Genomic DNA, 17,174 nt, shown 5'->3' on the forward strand with positions numbered 1-17,174 from the left:
ACTTAGGGTATTTTCTGAAATTAAATTAATTTATGTCCATTAACCAAGAAACCCAAGATTCCTCTGTTGATATCCAACAATACTGGCTGATATTCAAAAGACGTTGGCTGGTAGCATCAATTGTTTTTGCCTCCGTCTTTGGAGCTACAGCCCTGGTCACTTATTTGACAAAACCAGTATATGAATCGGAAGGGAAATTGGTTTTTACTAAAAAAAGTGGGGCTTCATCACTCTCAGGTCTATCCCAACAGATGGGAGAATTGGGTGCACTGACAAACCTTAGCAACCCAGTAGACACGGAATCTGAGATCATCCGCTCTTACCCTATCGTTATAAAAACTATTACCACACTAAAGTTGACAGATGATCAAGGCAAACAACTTTCCTTGGGAGTTTTTCTCAAAAAACTGAAGTTGAAGACTGTCCGAGGAACAGATGTAATGCAGCTTTCGTATAAAAGCACAAATCCCCAGGAAGCAGCAAATGTGGTGAATTCCTTGATGAAATATTACTTAGAGAGTAATGTTCGCACTAACCGTAGAGAAGCTACATCAGCGCGAGAATTTTTATCCAAGCAATTACCAGAGGTTGAAAGCCGAGTTACCAAAGCAGAAATGAACCTGCGGAGGTTTAAAGAAAATAACCGAGTAGTAGCTTTAGATGTAGAAGCGAAAACTGGTCTGGAATCTCTAGGAAGGCTGAATGAAGCAATTACCCAAAGCCAAGGGCAATTAGTGGCGGCCTTGACTCGTTCCGTAGCCTTACAGAATGAAATGAAACTGGATAGACAACAGGCAGTAGATTTGAGTACATTAAGTCAATCCCGTGGTGTACAACAGGTTCTCACAGAATACCAAAAAACGCAATCGGAACTAGCAGTAGCGCGAACACTATATACTGATGATAATCCAAAAGTTGTGGATTTAGTCATGAAAGAGGCATCTCTGAAAAAATTACTAGAAGAACGAGTCGGCCAGACCGTTGGTAATTTTGAGTCCCTATCTCAACAGAATTTGCAAATAGGAGAACTGAAACAAACATTAACTCAAGACCTTGTCAAATCGGAGGTAGAAAGGTTAGCATTAACAAAACAAGTTGAGGAATTGCAAAGGGTATTTATATTTAACAGAAGACGTTTAGATAGCTTACCTCGACTGGAACAACAACAGCTACAGCTACAGAGACAGTTAACTGTCGCACAAATCACCTACCAAGAATTTCTGAAGCAGTACCAGTTAGTTCAAGTATTAGAGAATCAGAACGTAGGTAATTCCCGGGTAATTTCCGAGGCTTTAGTTCCTGAACTTCCCGTCTCTCCTAAGATTCCCCTCAACTTAGCACTGGGCGGATTTTTAGGGGTGCTTTTAGGCGCGGGCACGGCGCTACTGTTGGAATCCATGAATCAATCCCTCAAAAATATTGAAGAGGCCAATCGTTTGTTGGGCTTTCCTTTACTGGGGACAATTCCTCAACATGGGGAAAAGAATCCGAAAAATCCGCAGGAAGGTCGGCAAGAGTTACCATTGTTGGATGACCCCTATTCACCAGTTAGTACGTCTTTTGAAATGCTCCAGACTAACCTGGGGTTCACCGTCTCTGACAAGAAATTGCGGGTAATTTTGGTAACTAGTGCAACCCCTGGAGAAGGTAAGTCTTTTGTAGCAGCAAATTTAGCTCTAGCAGGAGCTTATGTAGGAAAACGAGTGTTGTTAGTGGATGCGGATATGCGTCGTCCTCGTCAGCACCGGGTTTGGGAAATACACAATTTGCTGGGGTTAAGCAATATCTTAGCCGGTCAGACACAGTTAAAAAATGCGGTTCAGGAAGTATCCCCCCTGGTAAAAATGTTACCAGCAGGAAAAATTCCGCCTAACCCGGTGACACTGTTGGATTCCCAGTGCATGGCTGACTTGGTTGAAGAAGCTAGTAAGGATTATGACTTTGTAATTATTGACACGCCTCCGTTGACGGCTGTTACTGATCCCCTGATTGTTGGTAAGTATGTAGATGGATTATTGCTGGTTGTCCGTCCTGGAAAGGTGGAGTATTCAGCGGTAAATGCGGCGAAGTCATTACTCACTCAGGCTAAATTACCTATTTTAGGCATGGTGGTGAATGGTATTGTCAAGGAAAGCGGTTATGGTGGATATTACTATTCTAGTGGTTATTACGGGGACAAAGGAGAGCGGAATAAGCAGCACGCGGAGGCTAGTGTGCGGTAAGGGTTTTGGGGTCGAGCGTAACTTCTTATACTGACCTCTGACAAGATTAATTAAATTATCTGTGTTTTAGGAGTTGAGCTTTGATGGTCTTTTGATCTCAGTTCCTCCCTCGCAACCTGCTCGTAACTGGGGAGGCCGGAGTAGGGGAAAGCTATGTCTAAATTATGGTACAATTATTAAAACGATGTCGACTAAGGGCTACAATAATCATCCTTTATGACCATCAGCACCATAAAATCTCTCACATTGCAGGAGTTTCTGATGCTACCGGAAACAAAGCCAGCATCGGAGTTCTTGGGTAGAGAAATTATTCAAAAACCTATGCTGAAAGGAAGACACAGCAGACTGCAAGGGAAACTTAGCACCGAAATTAATTTGGTGAGTGAATCTGAAAAAATTGCCTATGCTTTCCCTGAACTTAGGTGTAGCTTTGGTAATCGCTCAATTGTTCCTGATATAGCAGTTTTTACATGGGAACATATTCCTTTCCTTAGCAGTGGAGAAGTCCCAGATAGATTTGAACTAGCTCCCGATTGGGTAATTGAGATTCTTTCTCCTGAACAGAAATCAAATAAAGTGATTGGCAATATCTTGTATTGTATGGAGCATGGGTGTAAATTGGGATGGTTTCTTGATCCTGATGATTTAAGTATTCTAGTATTTTTATGCGATCGCCAACCAATACTGATGGAAAAAACCGATATTCTGCCTGTATTGGCGGGAGTAGAGTTAAAATTAACTGTTAATGATGTATTTGGCTGGTTGAGAATGGCTTAACTAAGCAATACCTTAGAGAAGTTATCTCCCCGCCACCAATGTTAAATTAGTCCCTATGGGAATGCTATCGCAGGATATATGACTGAATCAACATTGTCTAAACTAAATACACAGATAGATAGTTTATCACCAGATTTTGTTAAGCCGCCGACACAAGATGAATTACTCTACGATGATGGGATTCCCATGGAGACTTACCGCCATAAAATGCAAATGGATTTACTAGTTGATCCTTTGTCATATTGGCTACGCGATCGCAATGCCTTTGTGGGCGGAAATATGTTTGTTTATTTTAGCCCCCATCAATTAAAAAATCATGATTTTCGCGGTCCAGATATGTTTGCTGTGCTAGACGTTCCCAAAGGTGAGCGTAAATGCTGGGTAACTTGGGAAGAGGGTAAAAGTCCAGATGTTGTAGTAGAGTTACTGTCTTCAAGCACCGCGTCGCAGGATAAAACAGAGAAAAAAGAAATTTACCAAAAACGGCTGCGAGTACCAGAGTATTTCTGGTTTGATCCCTTTAACCCTAGTGATTTTGCTGGGTTTAGTATGGGCAGTGATGGTTATGAACCGATAATTCCCGATGACCAAAATAGACTGGTTAGTAAGCAGTTAGGGTTAGCATTAGTGCAGTGGTCGGGGGTGTTTGGCTATGCCGATACTGTTTGGTGTCGGTGGGCAACTTTGGATGGGGTTCTTTTACCTACGGAGCATGAACTGGCTGAGGAAGCACAACAGCAAGCTCAGGAAGCACAACAGCAAGCTCAGGAAGCACAACAGCAAGCTCAGGAAGCACAACAGCAAGCTCAAGAGGCACAACAGCAAGCTCAAGAGGCTCAACAAAGAGCAGAGGGAGCAGAATTATTACTAGCACAAGAACAACAGAGAATGGAAAAGTTGCTGGCACAATTACGGGCAAAGGGAATCAATCCCCATGAACTCTAGTAGAATCAAAAAAACTATCAAGAATTTCTCTAAAATTACCATTGCTAAAATCTAGAATGAAATAACCCGGCATACAAACCATACTCCCCAAAGAGCAAAATCATGTCCTATAATCAGTACAAAAATATTGCCCAAGTCTTAGGGGACTTTCCTTTAACTTATCAAGAAGAGAATTTCATCCAAGAAAGTCCCTTAGAGATTGATGATTACTTTCGTAATCGTTTTGAATTGGTTTTACGGGAAGGAGTTGTATTTAACTCAGAGTATGCCATTTGTGAAGGAGTTATTTTCCCTATTTTAATTGAAATTTGGCAAAAGTATAAAGATAAGTTATTAATATGGAGTCATCAGCCATTAAATTTTGATGAAAGACTATCAGGTATCCCTGATTATATTGTTGCTAAAAGATCGCCTAGAGGTAAAATTGTTTTTGAGTCTCCTTATTTAATATTAGTAGAGGCTAAAAAAGACAACTTTGAGGAAGGTTGGGGACAATGTTTAGCCGAATTAATTGCCGCTCAGAAGATAAATAATCAACCGGAACAATTATTATATGGTATTGTTTCTAATGGTAAAATATGGGAATTTGGACAACTGCGAGAACAGAATTTTATTAAAAATATTCAAGAGTATAGTATATCTAATTTAGATAAATTATTTGCCGGACTTAACTATGTTTTTGGACAAGGTTAGTTATTTATGCCAGGAAATATGCCCAAAATGAAAATTAGCTCATGCTAAATAAATTAAATTTCAATAAAAAGTTGTCATTTCTTAAATCAATTGATAAACTGAGGGGGATTATTGCGAATTCAGATCACCAAACCAATATCGATGAAAAAAAACGGTGTTCTACCTGTCCTAGTAGGATTAGATTTATACTGAAAACGGTTCATAGTTTAACCAAATATGAAACCCCTCTGGTAAACCTCTCCCCGCAACGGGGAGAGGCTTTGAACCTTGTTCTTTGTATGATAAAAAAGTCCAGCTTCTAGCCGTTTTGAGTATAAAAATTAACTGTTGATGATGTCTTTGACTGGATAAAATTGATATCTAGGCGATATTTAGCTACTTTATAAGGAAAATATTAGGTCAATATGCAAAACGCAAAAAATTCATCGCCAATGGCGTTCACTTTCAACAGTTGCTCAATATGACTAAATCCCAATTCCAGAATTTAACAAGTGGACAACTATTAGCCCGAAATACAATTTACAGTCTTATAGGTCAGACCGCACCATTACTAGTAGCTGTTTTTGCGATTCCGCAACTAATAAAAGGACTAGGTACTGATCGTTTTGGTATACTAACCCTGGCTTGGATGGTTCTTAGTTATTTCAGTTTGTTCGATTTGGGTTTGGGTAGAGCCTTAACTCAACTTGTAGCTGAAAAATTGGGACAGGAAAGTGGTGAGGAAGAAATTCCTGCTTTAGTTGGGACAGCCTCTTTCTTAATGTTGATTTTAGGGCTAATAGGAACATTAGTTTTTGTAATTTTATCACCTACGATAGTTTATAATCTTCTCAAGATTACTACTGAATTACAAAGCGAGACTGTTGTTGTATTTTATCTACTTTCAGCCTCAGTTCCCCTTGTTACTAGCACAGCAGGAACCGTAGGGATATTATCTGCTTTACAAAGATTTGACCTGATTAATGCAGTTCGCATTCCCTTGGGTCTATTGATGTTTCTTGGACCTCTGTTGGTATTGCCATTTTCCCATAGTCTTGTTCCAGTTATCGCTGTTTTATTAGTAGTTAGATTCTTAGCTTGGGGAGTTTATATATGGCTATGCCTTCGCGCCATGCCAGCGTTACAGCATCAGATACAATTTAGAAAATCATTATTAGTGCCTTTGTTAAAATTCGGTGGTTGGATGACTGTAACTAACATTGTCGGTCCACTCATGGTGTACACGGATAGATTTTTAATTGGGGGGTTAATTTCTGTTACTGCTGTTGCTTACTACACTACACCATATGAGGTCGTAACTAAGCTCTGGCTGATTCCTAGTTCTTTAGTTAGTGTTCTTTTCCCCGCTTTTTCTACTAGTTTCGTCCAAGAACCTCTGCGTGCAAAGCAAATGTTTAATAGGGGTGTGAAATATATTTTTTTGATATTATTCCCCATTACCTTAATAATTATTACTTTTGCCAATGAGGGATTAACTCTTTGGATAGGAAAAGATTTTGCTCAGAATAGCACCTTGGTATTGCAATGGTTGGCTGTTGGGGTTTTAATTAATAGCCTTGCTCAAGTTCCTTTTGCCCTTATTCAAGGTGTTGGACGACCAGATATTACGGCAAAATTCCATTTTATTGAGCTGCCATTTTATATGCTGATACTGTGGAAGTTTACAACAGCTTTTGGAATTGTAGGTGCATCTTACGCCTGGGTATTAAGGACAATGATAGATACTATACTTTTGTTCTATATAGCATCTAGGTTTATACCAAATAATAAATCACTAATGCAATTTATGGGTTTTGCTGTGGGTGTAACTTTATTGATTTTGGGTTTGGCAAGTTTAAAGTTAGAACTTTACATGAAAGGAATATATTGCGTATTGATATTGTTCACTTTTATGGTCACAACATGGGTTCTAATTCTAGAAACTGATGAACGCACAATGATCAAGAACAAACTAAAGGCAGTTTAATTTTTTAGGGAATCAAGGAATTATGATGGAAACGAAAGATGATAATGAAATCCGCACCTATTCTTGTCCAAAGTGTTATTTATGTGGCGATGAAGGTAAGCTGCTTTATCAGAGTTTAAAGGACCGCCTGTTTGGTGCGCCAGGTGAATGGAATTTAAAGAAATGTACAAATCCTGAATGTGGTTTAGTATGGTTAGATCCAATGCCGCTTGAGGAAGATATTGGAAAAGCATATCAAAACTACTATACTCATAACATAGAATACACGAAACAAAGTGTGCTAGGGATTTTTCTCCGTAAATTTTATCATGTAGTGAAGATAATACCTTCACACTTTCTAGGAATCAGGCAAGAAGAGATACGACTTAATAATATGTATCTGGATGATATCAGTCCTGGCAAGTTGCTAGAAGTTGGTTTTGGCAATGGCAAATTTCTAAATCAGATGAGACTGGCTGGCTGGGAAGTTGAAGGGGTTGACTTCGATTCTAAAGCAGTGGAAGGTGTTCGTACAAGATATGGTTTCAATGTTCACGTTGGTAGTTTAGAGCGCATTGCTTATCCAGCTAACACTTTTGATGCAATCACCATGAGTCATGTAATCGAGCACGTATCCAAACCAGTGGTTTTATTACAAGAGTGTTACCGTATTCTTAAACCAGGTGGTTATTTAGTTTTAGTAACTCCTAATATTAATAGTTGGGGACATACAATCTTTAGATATAATTGGCGTGGACTGGAACCACCAAGACACCTTCATTTATTTGCACAAAATACAATACGAAAATGTGCTACGGAAGCAGGATTCAATAATATTAATACTTGGACTACTGCCACTAACTCAATAGGTGTGTTAAACGGTAGTCTTAGTATCCAGAAATTTGGAAATCACGAAGTATCACGAGAACCAAAATTGTTGATTTTCTTTATAGCATTAATACTTCACTATTATGAAGTGTTTTTAACTAGAAATCAGTTTGATGATGGTGAAAATCTTGTCCTATTGTGTAGAAAACACTAAAAAAAGTGACCGTTCAGGGGGTGATCAAAAAAATACCCTGTATAAGATTAAATGGAATCATCATGAAAACCAACCCAAATTTGATTTTTACAGGTTATTTTAAATAAGCAAAAGTTCTTTTTATACTGAGATTTAAACTTATTCTTTAGGCATTTATGGCATAAATCATCCCAAAACCTTGCACAAAAACAACTGTAAACATTTAGAGTAATATTCTACCCCCCGTGAACGCTTACAAAAAAATCAGATATTAATTATGATAAATACAAATAAAGTTTACATTATCCTCGTAAATTGGAATGGTTGGGCTGACACTATAGAATGCTTAGAGAGTGTTTTTAGGAATAATTATCCTAATTATTGCGTTATTGTATGCGACAACAATTCAAGTAACGGCTCTTTAGACTATATAAAAGCTTGGGCAGAAGGTAAAATAGATATTTTTTTGCCAAAAAGCCATACTTTCCACTCTTTAAGCTTCCCTCCAATTTCTAAGCCAGTTTCTTATGTACAATATGATCTAGTCCAAGCAGAAGCAGGAGGAAATAAGGAAGATGCTGATGCTAACTTGATACTAATTCAGACTGGCGCAAACTTAGGCTTTGGTGGTGGAAATAATGTTGGCTTACGCTACGCTTTATTACAAAATGACTGTGAATATGTTTGGTTACTTAATAACGACACCGTTATTGATAATGCAGCAATCAAAAAAATGGTTGAAGCTTCTAATGATTGTCTCAGCATGACTGGATCTATACTTAAATTTTATTCCCAACCTGAAAAAGTTCAAGCCTATGGGGGTGGTTATTTCTCTTCATTCACTAGTAGAGTGGTCAGCGAAACCAAGATTTTTCCCAAAAAACTGGATTTTATAAATGGAGCCAGTTTAATGATGAGTAGAGAAGTTATACAGAAGATTGGACTGTTTGATAGCAATATCTTTATGTATTTTGAAGAAAATGAGTATTGCATACGTGCCCAAAAACAAGGGATTCAAATGAAATGTGCAGATACTGTTGTCTATCATAAAATAGGTGCTTCCAGTAATGATTCGCGTGTCTATACATCATGGTTAAATATTTATAAAAACAAAATCTTCGTAATGAAGAAGCACTTTGGCTATGATTTTTGGTTATTGTTTTTTATCATATCTCTATTTTTTAATCTTATAAATCCCAAGATTAGCCAACCCAAAAAACTTGCAGTTATAGAGATTATTTTCAAGCTTCCCAAACTCTTAACAGTTTTCTCTGACTAATGAAGTAACGAAGGAGTGTGTATTGATAGCGATATGCAATTGAATGAGATAGAGTCATTAAAATTGCAAAACCTGCTTTGTTATTAGATGCTAATTAACTTGGCATTTTGTCTAATAATTTAGCATAACAAATACTGAAAAGCCAAAATTATATGTTCGATATGATTTTTGATTGGATATGTCTATACATACAAATTGGTCTACTAGGGATTCTAATTGTTCGAGAGTTTCTTTATAGTCGCAACCGTAACTTGTATATAATATTAATTTCATTCACGATGTTGGTTTTAGTTCAAGGACAAGCATGGTGGATTTTAAATCAGTTCCAACAAGGAGAGGCAAATATTGTACATCTGTATCAATCAATAAGTTTAGAAGGCACACGATTAGCAAATCTTTATGCTGGTTTATGTGTTATTAGTCTAGTCATAACTTATGTATTTATGGCACGGCACAAATTCAAACTACCCTTGCCATCACAGTTATACGACCAAGTTTTAATTCCAACGCAACAGACAAACTCTCTTTTTTCATATGTCCTAATAGCAAGTTGGGTTATTATATTTGGTACGATGTTGATACTTCTTCTAGGTGGATTGCAAGCAGCTATAGATAGTCCAGGAACATCTGTTGGTGGTCAGACTATGCTGTTGATATTTGTAAGTTTAGGGAAGATGCCTTTGCTTCATAAAATTTCAGTTAAACAAAGGGTAAACATTTATGACATACTAATTTTCGCTATAACTTTCTTCCTCACTTTGATCAATTCCCGCTTTATAGGCGTATTTATGCTTGTTCAAGTGCTGTTATTATTTAACTACTGCCATAAACAAGTTTCGCGTCGTTGGATGCTTGGTGGTATTTTAATACTTATTTTTATCTTTATTGTATATGGATTGTATAGAGATAATGGTGCTACAAATATTGGTTTGGACTGGCATGAAAAGTTAGATGACTTGTTTAACCGCTTCAGTCAGGACGAAAACCCGGTTAATTGGTTTTATCGTACTAATGTTGAAGGATTTGTGGGTTTAGCAGGTATTCTAACTTATGAAGGCCAAGTTGGTGGAATTGACCATGATTTTGGGTTATCGAACCTCACCTTATTTACGCAACTTATACCAAACGTAATTCGTAATGACCAATATTTAGTTGCTGCTCTAGCAGACTTTTTAGATTCCTTGTATCCATATTCTCAAGGTTCAGTTGTTGCACCAGGACTTGAAATTGCCTATGCCCACTTTGGGTTGTTTGGCATTATACTTATGGGTTTTTTGCTCGGCTATTTAGCAGATTTTTTACATAGAAAAATGCTTGACCACAGACAGGATCGATTTCTAGTAGCTTTGCTGTCAGTACAATCTATGAATATAGTCCGAAATATGCTTCGGATTGTTCTGTTTTTTGGATTGGCAGATTTAACAATGCTCTTAGCTTATAGACTGATATTAAATTTTGGAAAAAAGCAAGATAAGCGAGCAGATTCCAAGAGTTAAGTACCTGGACAGAATTAATTACATATTATTTATTTACCAATCCTTTGTCCATTAAGGATTTCATTCCAAATGTTTGTGTAATTAATTTTGTCCCATTACTTATTAGGTTGTTTATTTGATGACAACGAAATTGTTCTTTTATATAAGGAATTGTAAAATGATTAAAAGCTTTGAATCAGACTGTCAATATATCATTAATGCAGCACATAATTTTGCAGTCAAAAATCCAGATTTTACATCTGATGTAGGACATATTGATAATTTTCCAGGTGCCGCAGTTTACGTTCGAGATGCTGCTAAAATTTCTTCTTATTTGCTACCTGGAAGCAGGATTCTTGATTGGGGTTGTGGTTACGGACAGCTATCTTATCTGCTAGCAAAAAATGGCTATCAAGTTGATGCTTGTGATTGATCAAAAGATCTTAAAATACCAGAATTTCTGGATTCAGGGATAAACTATTTTCCCTTGACTTCGCCTGTTCAGATTCATGTTCCTGATGCCTCATTTGATGTTGTGATTTCCAGTGGAACTCTAGAACATGCTCACAACATTATCGATTCATTAAAAGAAATTCGTAGAATCCTCAAACCAGGCGGTTGGTTTTTCATATTTCGGTTTCCTGCAGAGTATTCTATTTCTGAATACATCGCCCGTAAATCCGGGCGCTGGTCTCATGCAGTACGTATGTCAAAATCAGAATTGCAATTTATGTTAAGGATGTTCAGCTTCAGGGTTGATCAGATTGGGTATGATAGCTTTCTGCCCATCTTTCTAGGAAGACAATTAAAATTCTTGCGCCCGATACGTGAACAGCTAGATACCCCAATAACATATCTTGATAAAGTTTTGACATCGCTCCCAATTATATCAGCTTTCTCGACATCAATATATTGCTTTGCTCAGATTAATACCGAATACACTGAAAATTTTTAATCGTGATATTTCATTTAGTCAAGGTTCTCTTTGGTTTCTGCTAAAGAGGTTTATCGATAAATTATGGTGGGTTATAGGCTATAAGCCTTAATTATGCTGGATTATTACTTTGCATCAGCACCATAATTTATTTCAACATGAAATAGTCATTAACCCTACCTGCTATTTACGATTACGTCAAGACTGAAGGAGTACCTTTAATTGATTATTGGAATTGATACCCGCTTTGCACTCAAAAAGCGTAGGGGAATAGGCAACTATACCCTCAATTTATTGCAATCTTTAGCAAAAATAGATCAGGAAAATCAGTATTTTCTTTATACAGATCAACCTGATTCTGAAAATATTTTACCAAAAGCTGCAAATTTTGAAGTTAGAATCCTAGTCCCAGCCAATTATTTACTATGGGAACAGCTAGTTCTGCCAAGACAAGCAATTAAAGATGGTATAGACGTACTTCATTGCACTGCTAACACATCTCCAGTTTTTCTAAAAAAAAGTACAAAACTGATAGTCACTATTCATGATGTGATGTATCTGAAAGATTCCGTACTATTGCCAAAGTCAAATGTTGCTTATCAAAGACTAGGTAGGATATACAGAAGTGCTATTGTCAGCAAAACTATTAGAAATGCTACTAAAGTGATTACAGTTTCTAACTTTTCTAAAAGTGATATTTTGCATCACTTCCCCAGTCTTCAAACAAGCTCAATTATAACTACCTATGAAGCACCGGATGCTTCATTTAGCATACTTGACAGGGGAAACGCATCTAAAATTATCAAGAATAGTTTTAATCTATCTGGAAAGTATTTATTAACTTTAGGTGGTACAGATCCACGAAAAAACACAAAATTAGTTATTAGAGCTTTTTCAAAGCTAAAGCAAACGAAAAACATTAATGAAAAGTTAGTTATCGTAGGAATTCCAAACTGGAAGCAGTCTGAATTTTATGATCTTGTTTGTTTGCTTCAATGCGAAAATGATGTTATTTTTACGGACTATGTTACTCAAGAGGAATTAGTATATCTCTATAATTGTGCCACATTATTTATCTATCCTTCTTTATATGAAGGCTTTGGTATCCCACCCTTAGAATCAATGGTTTGTGGTACTCCAGTTATTACCTCCAATACAACATCTATTCCTGAAATTGTTGGAGATGCGGCTTTGCAAGTAGACCCCACCAATCAAGAAGAACTTGAATCAGCAGTATATAAATTATTAGTTGACCATTCTTTAAGAGATAACTTAATTCAACGTGGATTAGCAAGAGCAAAGCAATTTTCTTGGCGAAGAATGGCTGAAGAAACTCTAGATATCTATAAATCTATTATTGCCGATGATAATAACTTATGAAAATACTTTTTGTTACTCCGAGATTTCCTTATCCTCTGTTACGAGGAGATCAGTTTATACCTTATCATCGCCTTCGCATATTAAGTCAGCGACATGAACTTACATTGTTAACCCTTTATCATAGTGCCTGGGAACTAGAAAATATTGATCGGATACGTCCGTACTGTAAAGCAATATATCCTGTTCATCTCCCTAAATGGCAATCACTTATCAATGTAGGAAAAGGTTTATTTACTTCACAATTACCTCTTCAAGCTTGTTACTACTTTTCTAGTAAATTTCAGCAACAGCTAGATTCGATTTTGGCAGCCAATAAGTTTGATGTAGTTCATACTTTTATGATGAGGATAGCCCCTTATTTTCATCATATACATACCCCTAAAATTATAGAACTGATTGACTCGATGCAATTAAATTTAGAGCGTCGTGTAGCTTTAGAATCTTTTCCTAAGCGCTTGATTTTTCAGAAGGAACTTCGACGAGTCACCCGTTATGAACGTGATTTACCTAACTTATTTAATAATTTGGTAGTTGTATCTGAAAAGGATGCACAACTAATTCCTAGTGAACGAGTAAAGGTTATCCCCTTCGGAATAGATACTGAATTTTTTAGTTTACAAAAACAACCACCAATAGAACCAACCCTAATTTTTTCTGGAAATATGAGTTATGCACCTAATATTCATGCTGTTAAGTGGTTTGTTGAACTTTGTCTACCCATAATTCAACAAACAATTCCTGATATTACACTTTTGATTGCTGGAGCAAACCCTACAACAGAAGTTCGCAGTTTAGAGCAAAAGAGAGGAGTTATAGTCACTGGCTTTGTAAAGTCTATGCCAGAAACTCTAAAAAAAGCTAAGATTGCGATCGCTCCCATGCAATCAGGATCAGGGATGCAAAGCAAAATCTTGGAAGCAATGGCTTCTGGACTACCTGTAGTTACTACAAGTTTGGGACTTGGTTCTCTGAGTGCAAACCCTGACAAGGAAATTTTGATAGCAGATAGTCCAGAAGATTTTGCGAAAGCTACGATTACTCTACTACAAAACTCTGATCTAGCTAGAGAGATTAGAAATCTTGCAAGACAATTTGTTGTTAATAAATATAGCTGGGAATTTTCAGCTAACCAAGTTGAAAACCTTTACAATCATATAATGCTTGATATAAGCAGATGAACTGAGGTTTTCAAGCAAAAAAATCTAGATAATACATAGGAGGAATTTAAATTATGTTTGGAAGATCATTGAGTAGAGTTTTTAGAGCATTATTTGACTACAGAAATTATCTATCAGTTATAAAAGCACCTTTTGTATACGTAAATCCTATCCAGGACTTTCTGCAAGGCTATATTCTCTAAAAAGGTAATTATCCACATATAGTGCGTCTCCAAACTCCAATTGGAGTTAATTCAATAGAGATATTGAACTCCTTAGACACATTCACCATTAATGAAATATTTTGTTGGGAAATTTATTATACAGACAACCAACCTAAAGTAATTGTTGATCTCGGCTCAAATATTGGTGTCTCCCAACTATATTTTTTATCTAGGAATAATAGCAATATTGTGTATGGTTTTGAACCAGTATCTAAACTCTATGATCAACTTCAAAACAACATAAGTAAATTTAAGGATAGAGCTTTCAATCAGAAGCTTGCTATAAGTAACATAAATGGTACAACTCAGATGGGGGTAGAAAGTTCGGGTAGATACGGGGGAATCGGAGTCAAAAGTGAATCTCAGATAACAGTTCAGACTATTGATATTAATTTCGCACTATCACAAGTTCTGGATTCTCATAAATTTATTGATATTCTCAAAATGGATATTGAAGGTTTGGAAGAGATAGCAATAAACTCAATAGATCTAGACATTCTCTCAAGGATAAAACTAATCTACGTTGAGGCTGGCGATGATAACAAGTTTTTTCCACAAAACCTAAAAAAAAGCTTCAAACATTTTTCTCATCGAGGAATCTGTAAATACGTCAATACTTTATTATAAAAAATGACTAAAAAAGCGCTAATCACCGGATTAACGGGTCAAGATGGCTCATATCTTGCCGAACTCCTCCTATCCAAAGGATACCAAGTATTTGGCTTAGTCCGTCGTTCCAGTTCTGGAAACCTTGAACGGATTAATCACCTCAGTGGTACTGTTGAAATTCTTTCTGGTGATCTCCTAGATCAATCCTCACTCATGGATGTGATTACAGAATCCCAACCCGACGAAATTTATAACCTGGCTTCTCAAAGCTATATTCCTACATCCTGGACACAACCATCTCTCACTGCGGAATACACTGCTTTGGGTGTTTCTCGTCTCTTAGAATCCATTCGTCGTTGTAAATCTGATGCGAGATTTTACCAAGCCTCCAGCAGTGAAGTTTTTGGTCAGCCTGACGTATCTCCCCAAAACGAGCTTACTGCCTTCCGCCCCCGCAATCCCTACGGTGTCGCCAAGGCATATGCCCATTGGATGACTATCAATTATCGCCAACAATATAACCTTTACACTTGCTGCGGTATTACATATACTCACGAATCACCCCGACGTGGTGCAGAATTTGTATTTCGTAAAATCACCCGAACTGCGGCCATGATTAAGCTGGGATTAGCTAATCAATTAAAATTGGGAAATTTAGATGCCCATCGTGATTGGTGCTACGCCAAAGATGCTGTACACGCTATGTGGTTGATGTTACAGCAACAGCAGCCTGATGATTATATTATTGCTAGTGGTGAAACCCACTCAGTTAAGGAATTGGTAGAGTGTGCTTTTAACTTTGTTCGGTTAAACTGGCAAGATTATGTAGTAGTTGATCCGTCCTTTTACCGACCAGATGAATCAGTGCAATTAGTGGGTAATATTGATAAAATTCACAACCAATTAGGTTGGAAACCTGAATATTCCTTTGAACAATTGGTAGAACTAATGGTAGATCATGACCTGAAGGAATTAGTAAACAGTTAACTTCTTGTAAATATTGATGGTATGATGGTATGTGAAAAAAATAGAAGTACATTTTAAGTAAAAATTCTGACCTATATCCCAATGAAGGTACAGCAATAGGTGTAACTACAATCCCTTCACTACCAAGGACAATAGCAACTAACTGCTTGCAGCAGCGCTTCGCTATCGCTTTTGACCTTTGGATTTAATGTAGGGGTCGTAAGGGTAGCGCCCCCGTGCCTACCCCGATTTATGGGCAACCACAGGGGGTTTGCCCCCTACAAAATTAATTGATTTAGGGATTTTTAAAATATTCAATGCAGTAAATTCGCCATAGATGTAAATTTAGTTACTGTATCTGTAAATATGCCATCAAACCGCAATTGGTGATTAGGAACACCAAACCGTTGAAAAATGCGGCGATTATAATTAATTCAGGTGAGAGTCACAATCAGAAACCCAAATATCTAAGTCTTTGTGCGATCGCCAAAACTGGGCGGCGAATTCCATTCTTTTATAATCACCCCTCAACACAAAAATTACCTGGGGTAAGGAAGTTTTGTGAAAAGCAATCGCTATCCTCACAGGAATTATAGTAGATAAACCAAGGGCGATCGCTAAAACCAGCCATACTAATCTATACTTGCCTTTTTTAAAAATACTACTCATAGCGATCGCGTCAGCAGTTCGCCATTGAAATCTCACTAACAACTGCTCACGAGATAAATTACCTTACCTATCCTCAAACTTTCTTTTCCTGTGCTAAAGTCAAAACCTGCACATACAGCCGGTCTGAAATTCTCATTTCCTATGCTTGCATCTTATTTAAAACATCCTTAACACTAGCCAACACACCCTATAGTGTACAAATTGTATAGGTTAACAGAAGAGGAGATTAAGATAATTCAGGATAGTGTAAAACAGAAATAACTGGCGATCGCTATAATAAAACTAGACTAATTAACTTGTAACTTATCATGGAAAACATTACCATTCAAGTTGACCCAGAAATTGCCAAAGCGTACCGAGAAGCAGAGCCAGAAAAACAGCAAAAAATCCAAATATTTCTCAACATAATGCTGCAAAAAGCAGTCAGTCAAAAACCACTCTTAGATATCATGGAAGAAGCGAGTCAACAAGCCATTGCTAAGGGAATGACCCCGGAAATTTTAGAATCTATTCTCAAGGATGAAAACTAACCGTATCGTAATTGATACAAATGTAATTGTCAGTGCATTAATCTTCTCTAAATCTACCACAATGCAAGCTCTTAGAGAAGCCAAACAAAACGGAGTAATCTTAATTTCTGTGGAAATTTTATCAGAATTAATTGATGTACTCAGTCGTCCAAAATTTGACCGCTATCTATCGAGAGAAATTCGTGAAGACTTTTTAGCCAGTTTAGCTAGAGAAACAGAATTAATCACAATTAATGCAGAAGTGTTGAATGTTAAGAAAAGCCTGATAAAAATAGCCAAAAATATGTTAAATTTTGGGCGAAGGATTAAAATATTTTGATTAACCATGATCATAAACTCATTTCCCAA

Annotated in this window: 17 protein-coding genes; 16 read left to right on the forward strand and 1 reads right to left on the reverse strand. The window is 37.0% G+C overall.

The window, feature by feature from the left end; all coding sequences use genetic code 11:
• Positions 1-32: 32 nt before the first annotated feature.
• From H6G44_RS15715 to H6G44_RS15780, 14 genes are all read left to right on the forward strand, one after another.
• The gene (locus H6G44_RS15715) at positions 33-2,222 is read left to right on the forward strand and encodes a GumC family protein (RefSeq protein WP_190387473.1); all 2,190 of its coding nucleotides are present in this window, start codon (positions 33-35) and stop codon (positions 2,220-2,222) included.
• A gap of 216 nt (positions 2,223-2,438) precedes the next feature.
• The gene (locus tag H6G44_RS15720) at positions 2,439-2,999 is read left to right on the forward strand and encodes a Uma2 family endonuclease (protein WP_190387472.1); all 561 of its coding nucleotides are present in this window, start codon (positions 2,439-2,441) and stop codon (positions 2,997-2,999) included.
• 78 nt (positions 3,000-3,077) lie between these two features.
• Positions 3,078-3,944 (forward strand): Uma2 family endonuclease, encoded by an 867-nt coding sequence (locus tag H6G44_RS15725; RefSeq protein WP_190387471.1) that lies wholly within the window; start codon positions 3,078-3,080, stop codon positions 3,942-3,944.
• A gap of 102 nt (positions 3,945-4,046) precedes the next feature.
• Positions 4,047-4,637 carry a hypothetical protein gene (locus H6G44_RS15730; RefSeq protein ID WP_190387470.1) on the forward strand — a complete coding sequence of 197 codons (591 nt, stop codon included), beginning with the start codon at positions 4,047-4,049 and terminating at the stop codon, positions 4,635-4,637.
• Positions 4,638-5,097: 460 nt separating this feature from the next.
• Entirely contained in the window at positions 5,098-6,603 is a 1,506-nt protein-coding gene (locus H6G44_RS15735) for a flippase (RefSeq protein WP_190387469.1), read from the forward strand.
• A 22-nt stretch (positions 6,604-6,625) separates the two neighbouring features.
• Complete coding sequence (locus H6G44_RS15740) at positions 6,626-7,624, forward strand: class I SAM-dependent methyltransferase (RefSeq protein WP_190387468.1); 999 nt, start codon at positions 6,626-6,628, stop codon at positions 7,622-7,624.
• A gap of 256 nt (positions 7,625-7,880) precedes the next feature.
• Positions 7,881-8,882 (forward strand): glycosyltransferase family 2 protein, encoded by a 1,002-nt coding sequence (locus H6G44_RS15745; RefSeq protein WP_168642805.1) that lies wholly within the window; start codon positions 7,881-7,883, stop codon positions 8,880-8,882.
• Between the two features lie 278 nt (positions 8,883-9,160).
• Positions 9,161-10,378 (forward strand): hypothetical protein, encoded by a 1,218-nt coding sequence (locus H6G44_RS15750; RefSeq protein ID WP_190387467.1) that lies wholly within the window; start codon positions 9,161-9,163, stop codon positions 10,376-10,378.
• A gap of 157 nt (positions 10,379-10,535) precedes the next feature.
• Positions 10,536-10,790: a class I SAM-dependent methyltransferase gene (locus H6G44_RS15755; RefSeq protein WP_190387466.1), complete on the forward strand. Its 255-nt coding sequence runs from the start codon at positions 10,536-10,538 to the stop codon at positions 10,788-10,790.
• A 54-nt stretch (positions 10,791-10,844) separates the two neighbouring features.
• Positions 10,845-11,312: a class I SAM-dependent methyltransferase gene (locus tag H6G44_RS15760; RefSeq protein WP_190387465.1), complete on the forward strand. Its 468-nt coding sequence runs from the start codon at positions 10,845-10,847 to the stop codon at positions 11,310-11,312.
• 201 nt (positions 11,313-11,513) lie between these two features.
• On the forward strand, positions 11,514-12,671 hold the full coding sequence (locus H6G44_RS15765) for a glycosyltransferase family 4 protein (protein WP_190484383.1): 1,158 nt from the start codon (positions 11,514-11,516) through the stop codon (positions 12,669-12,671).
• Complete coding sequence (locus tag H6G44_RS15770) at positions 12,668-13,849, forward strand: glycosyltransferase family 4 protein (protein WP_190387463.1); 1,182 nt, start codon at positions 12,668-12,670, stop codon at positions 13,847-13,849. The genes H6G44_RS15765 and H6G44_RS15770 overlap by 4 nt, the downstream gene beginning before the upstream one ends.
• Before the next feature lie 203 nt (positions 13,850-14,052).
• Positions 14,053-14,679 (forward strand): FkbM family methyltransferase, encoded by a 627-nt coding sequence (locus H6G44_RS15775; protein ID WP_190387462.1) that lies wholly within the window; start codon positions 14,053-14,055, stop codon positions 14,677-14,679.
• 3 nt (positions 14,680-14,682) lie between these two features.
• Positions 14,683-15,648 (forward strand): GDP-mannose 4,6-dehydratase, encoded by a 966-nt coding sequence (locus H6G44_RS15780; RefSeq protein ID WP_190387461.1) that lies wholly within the window; start codon positions 14,683-14,685, stop codon positions 15,646-15,648.
• 408 nt (positions 15,649-16,056) lie between these two features.
• Here H6G44_RS15780 and H6G44_RS15785 read toward each other — a convergent pair whose 3' ends face one another.
• Entirely contained in the window at positions 16,057-16,338 is a 282-nt protein-coding gene (locus tag H6G44_RS15785) for a hypothetical protein (protein WP_168644736.1), read from the reverse strand.
• A gap of 266 nt (positions 16,339-16,604) precedes the next feature.
• Between H6G44_RS15785 and H6G44_RS15790 the strand changes: the two genes are divergently transcribed.
• The gene (locus H6G44_RS15790; protein ID WP_039199730.1) at positions 16,605-16,826 is read left to right on the forward strand and encodes a hypothetical protein; all 222 of its coding nucleotides are present in this window, start codon (positions 16,605-16,607) and stop codon (positions 16,824-16,826) included.
• Positions 16,816-17,145 (forward strand): putative toxin-antitoxin system toxin component, PIN family, encoded by a 330-nt coding sequence (locus H6G44_RS15795; protein WP_190387460.1) that lies wholly within the window; start codon positions 16,816-16,818, stop codon positions 17,143-17,145. Before H6G44_RS15790 ends, H6G44_RS15795 begins: the two co-directional genes overlap by 11 nt.
• Positions 17,146-17,174 lie beyond the last annotated feature (29 nt).

Origin of the sequence: Aphanizomenon flos-aquae FACHB-1287 (assembly GCF_014698755.1) — a bacterium.
Taxonomy (GTDB): domain Bacteria; phylum Cyanobacteriota; class Cyanobacteriia; order Cyanobacteriales; family Nostocaceae; genus Dolichospermum; species Dolichospermum flosaquae.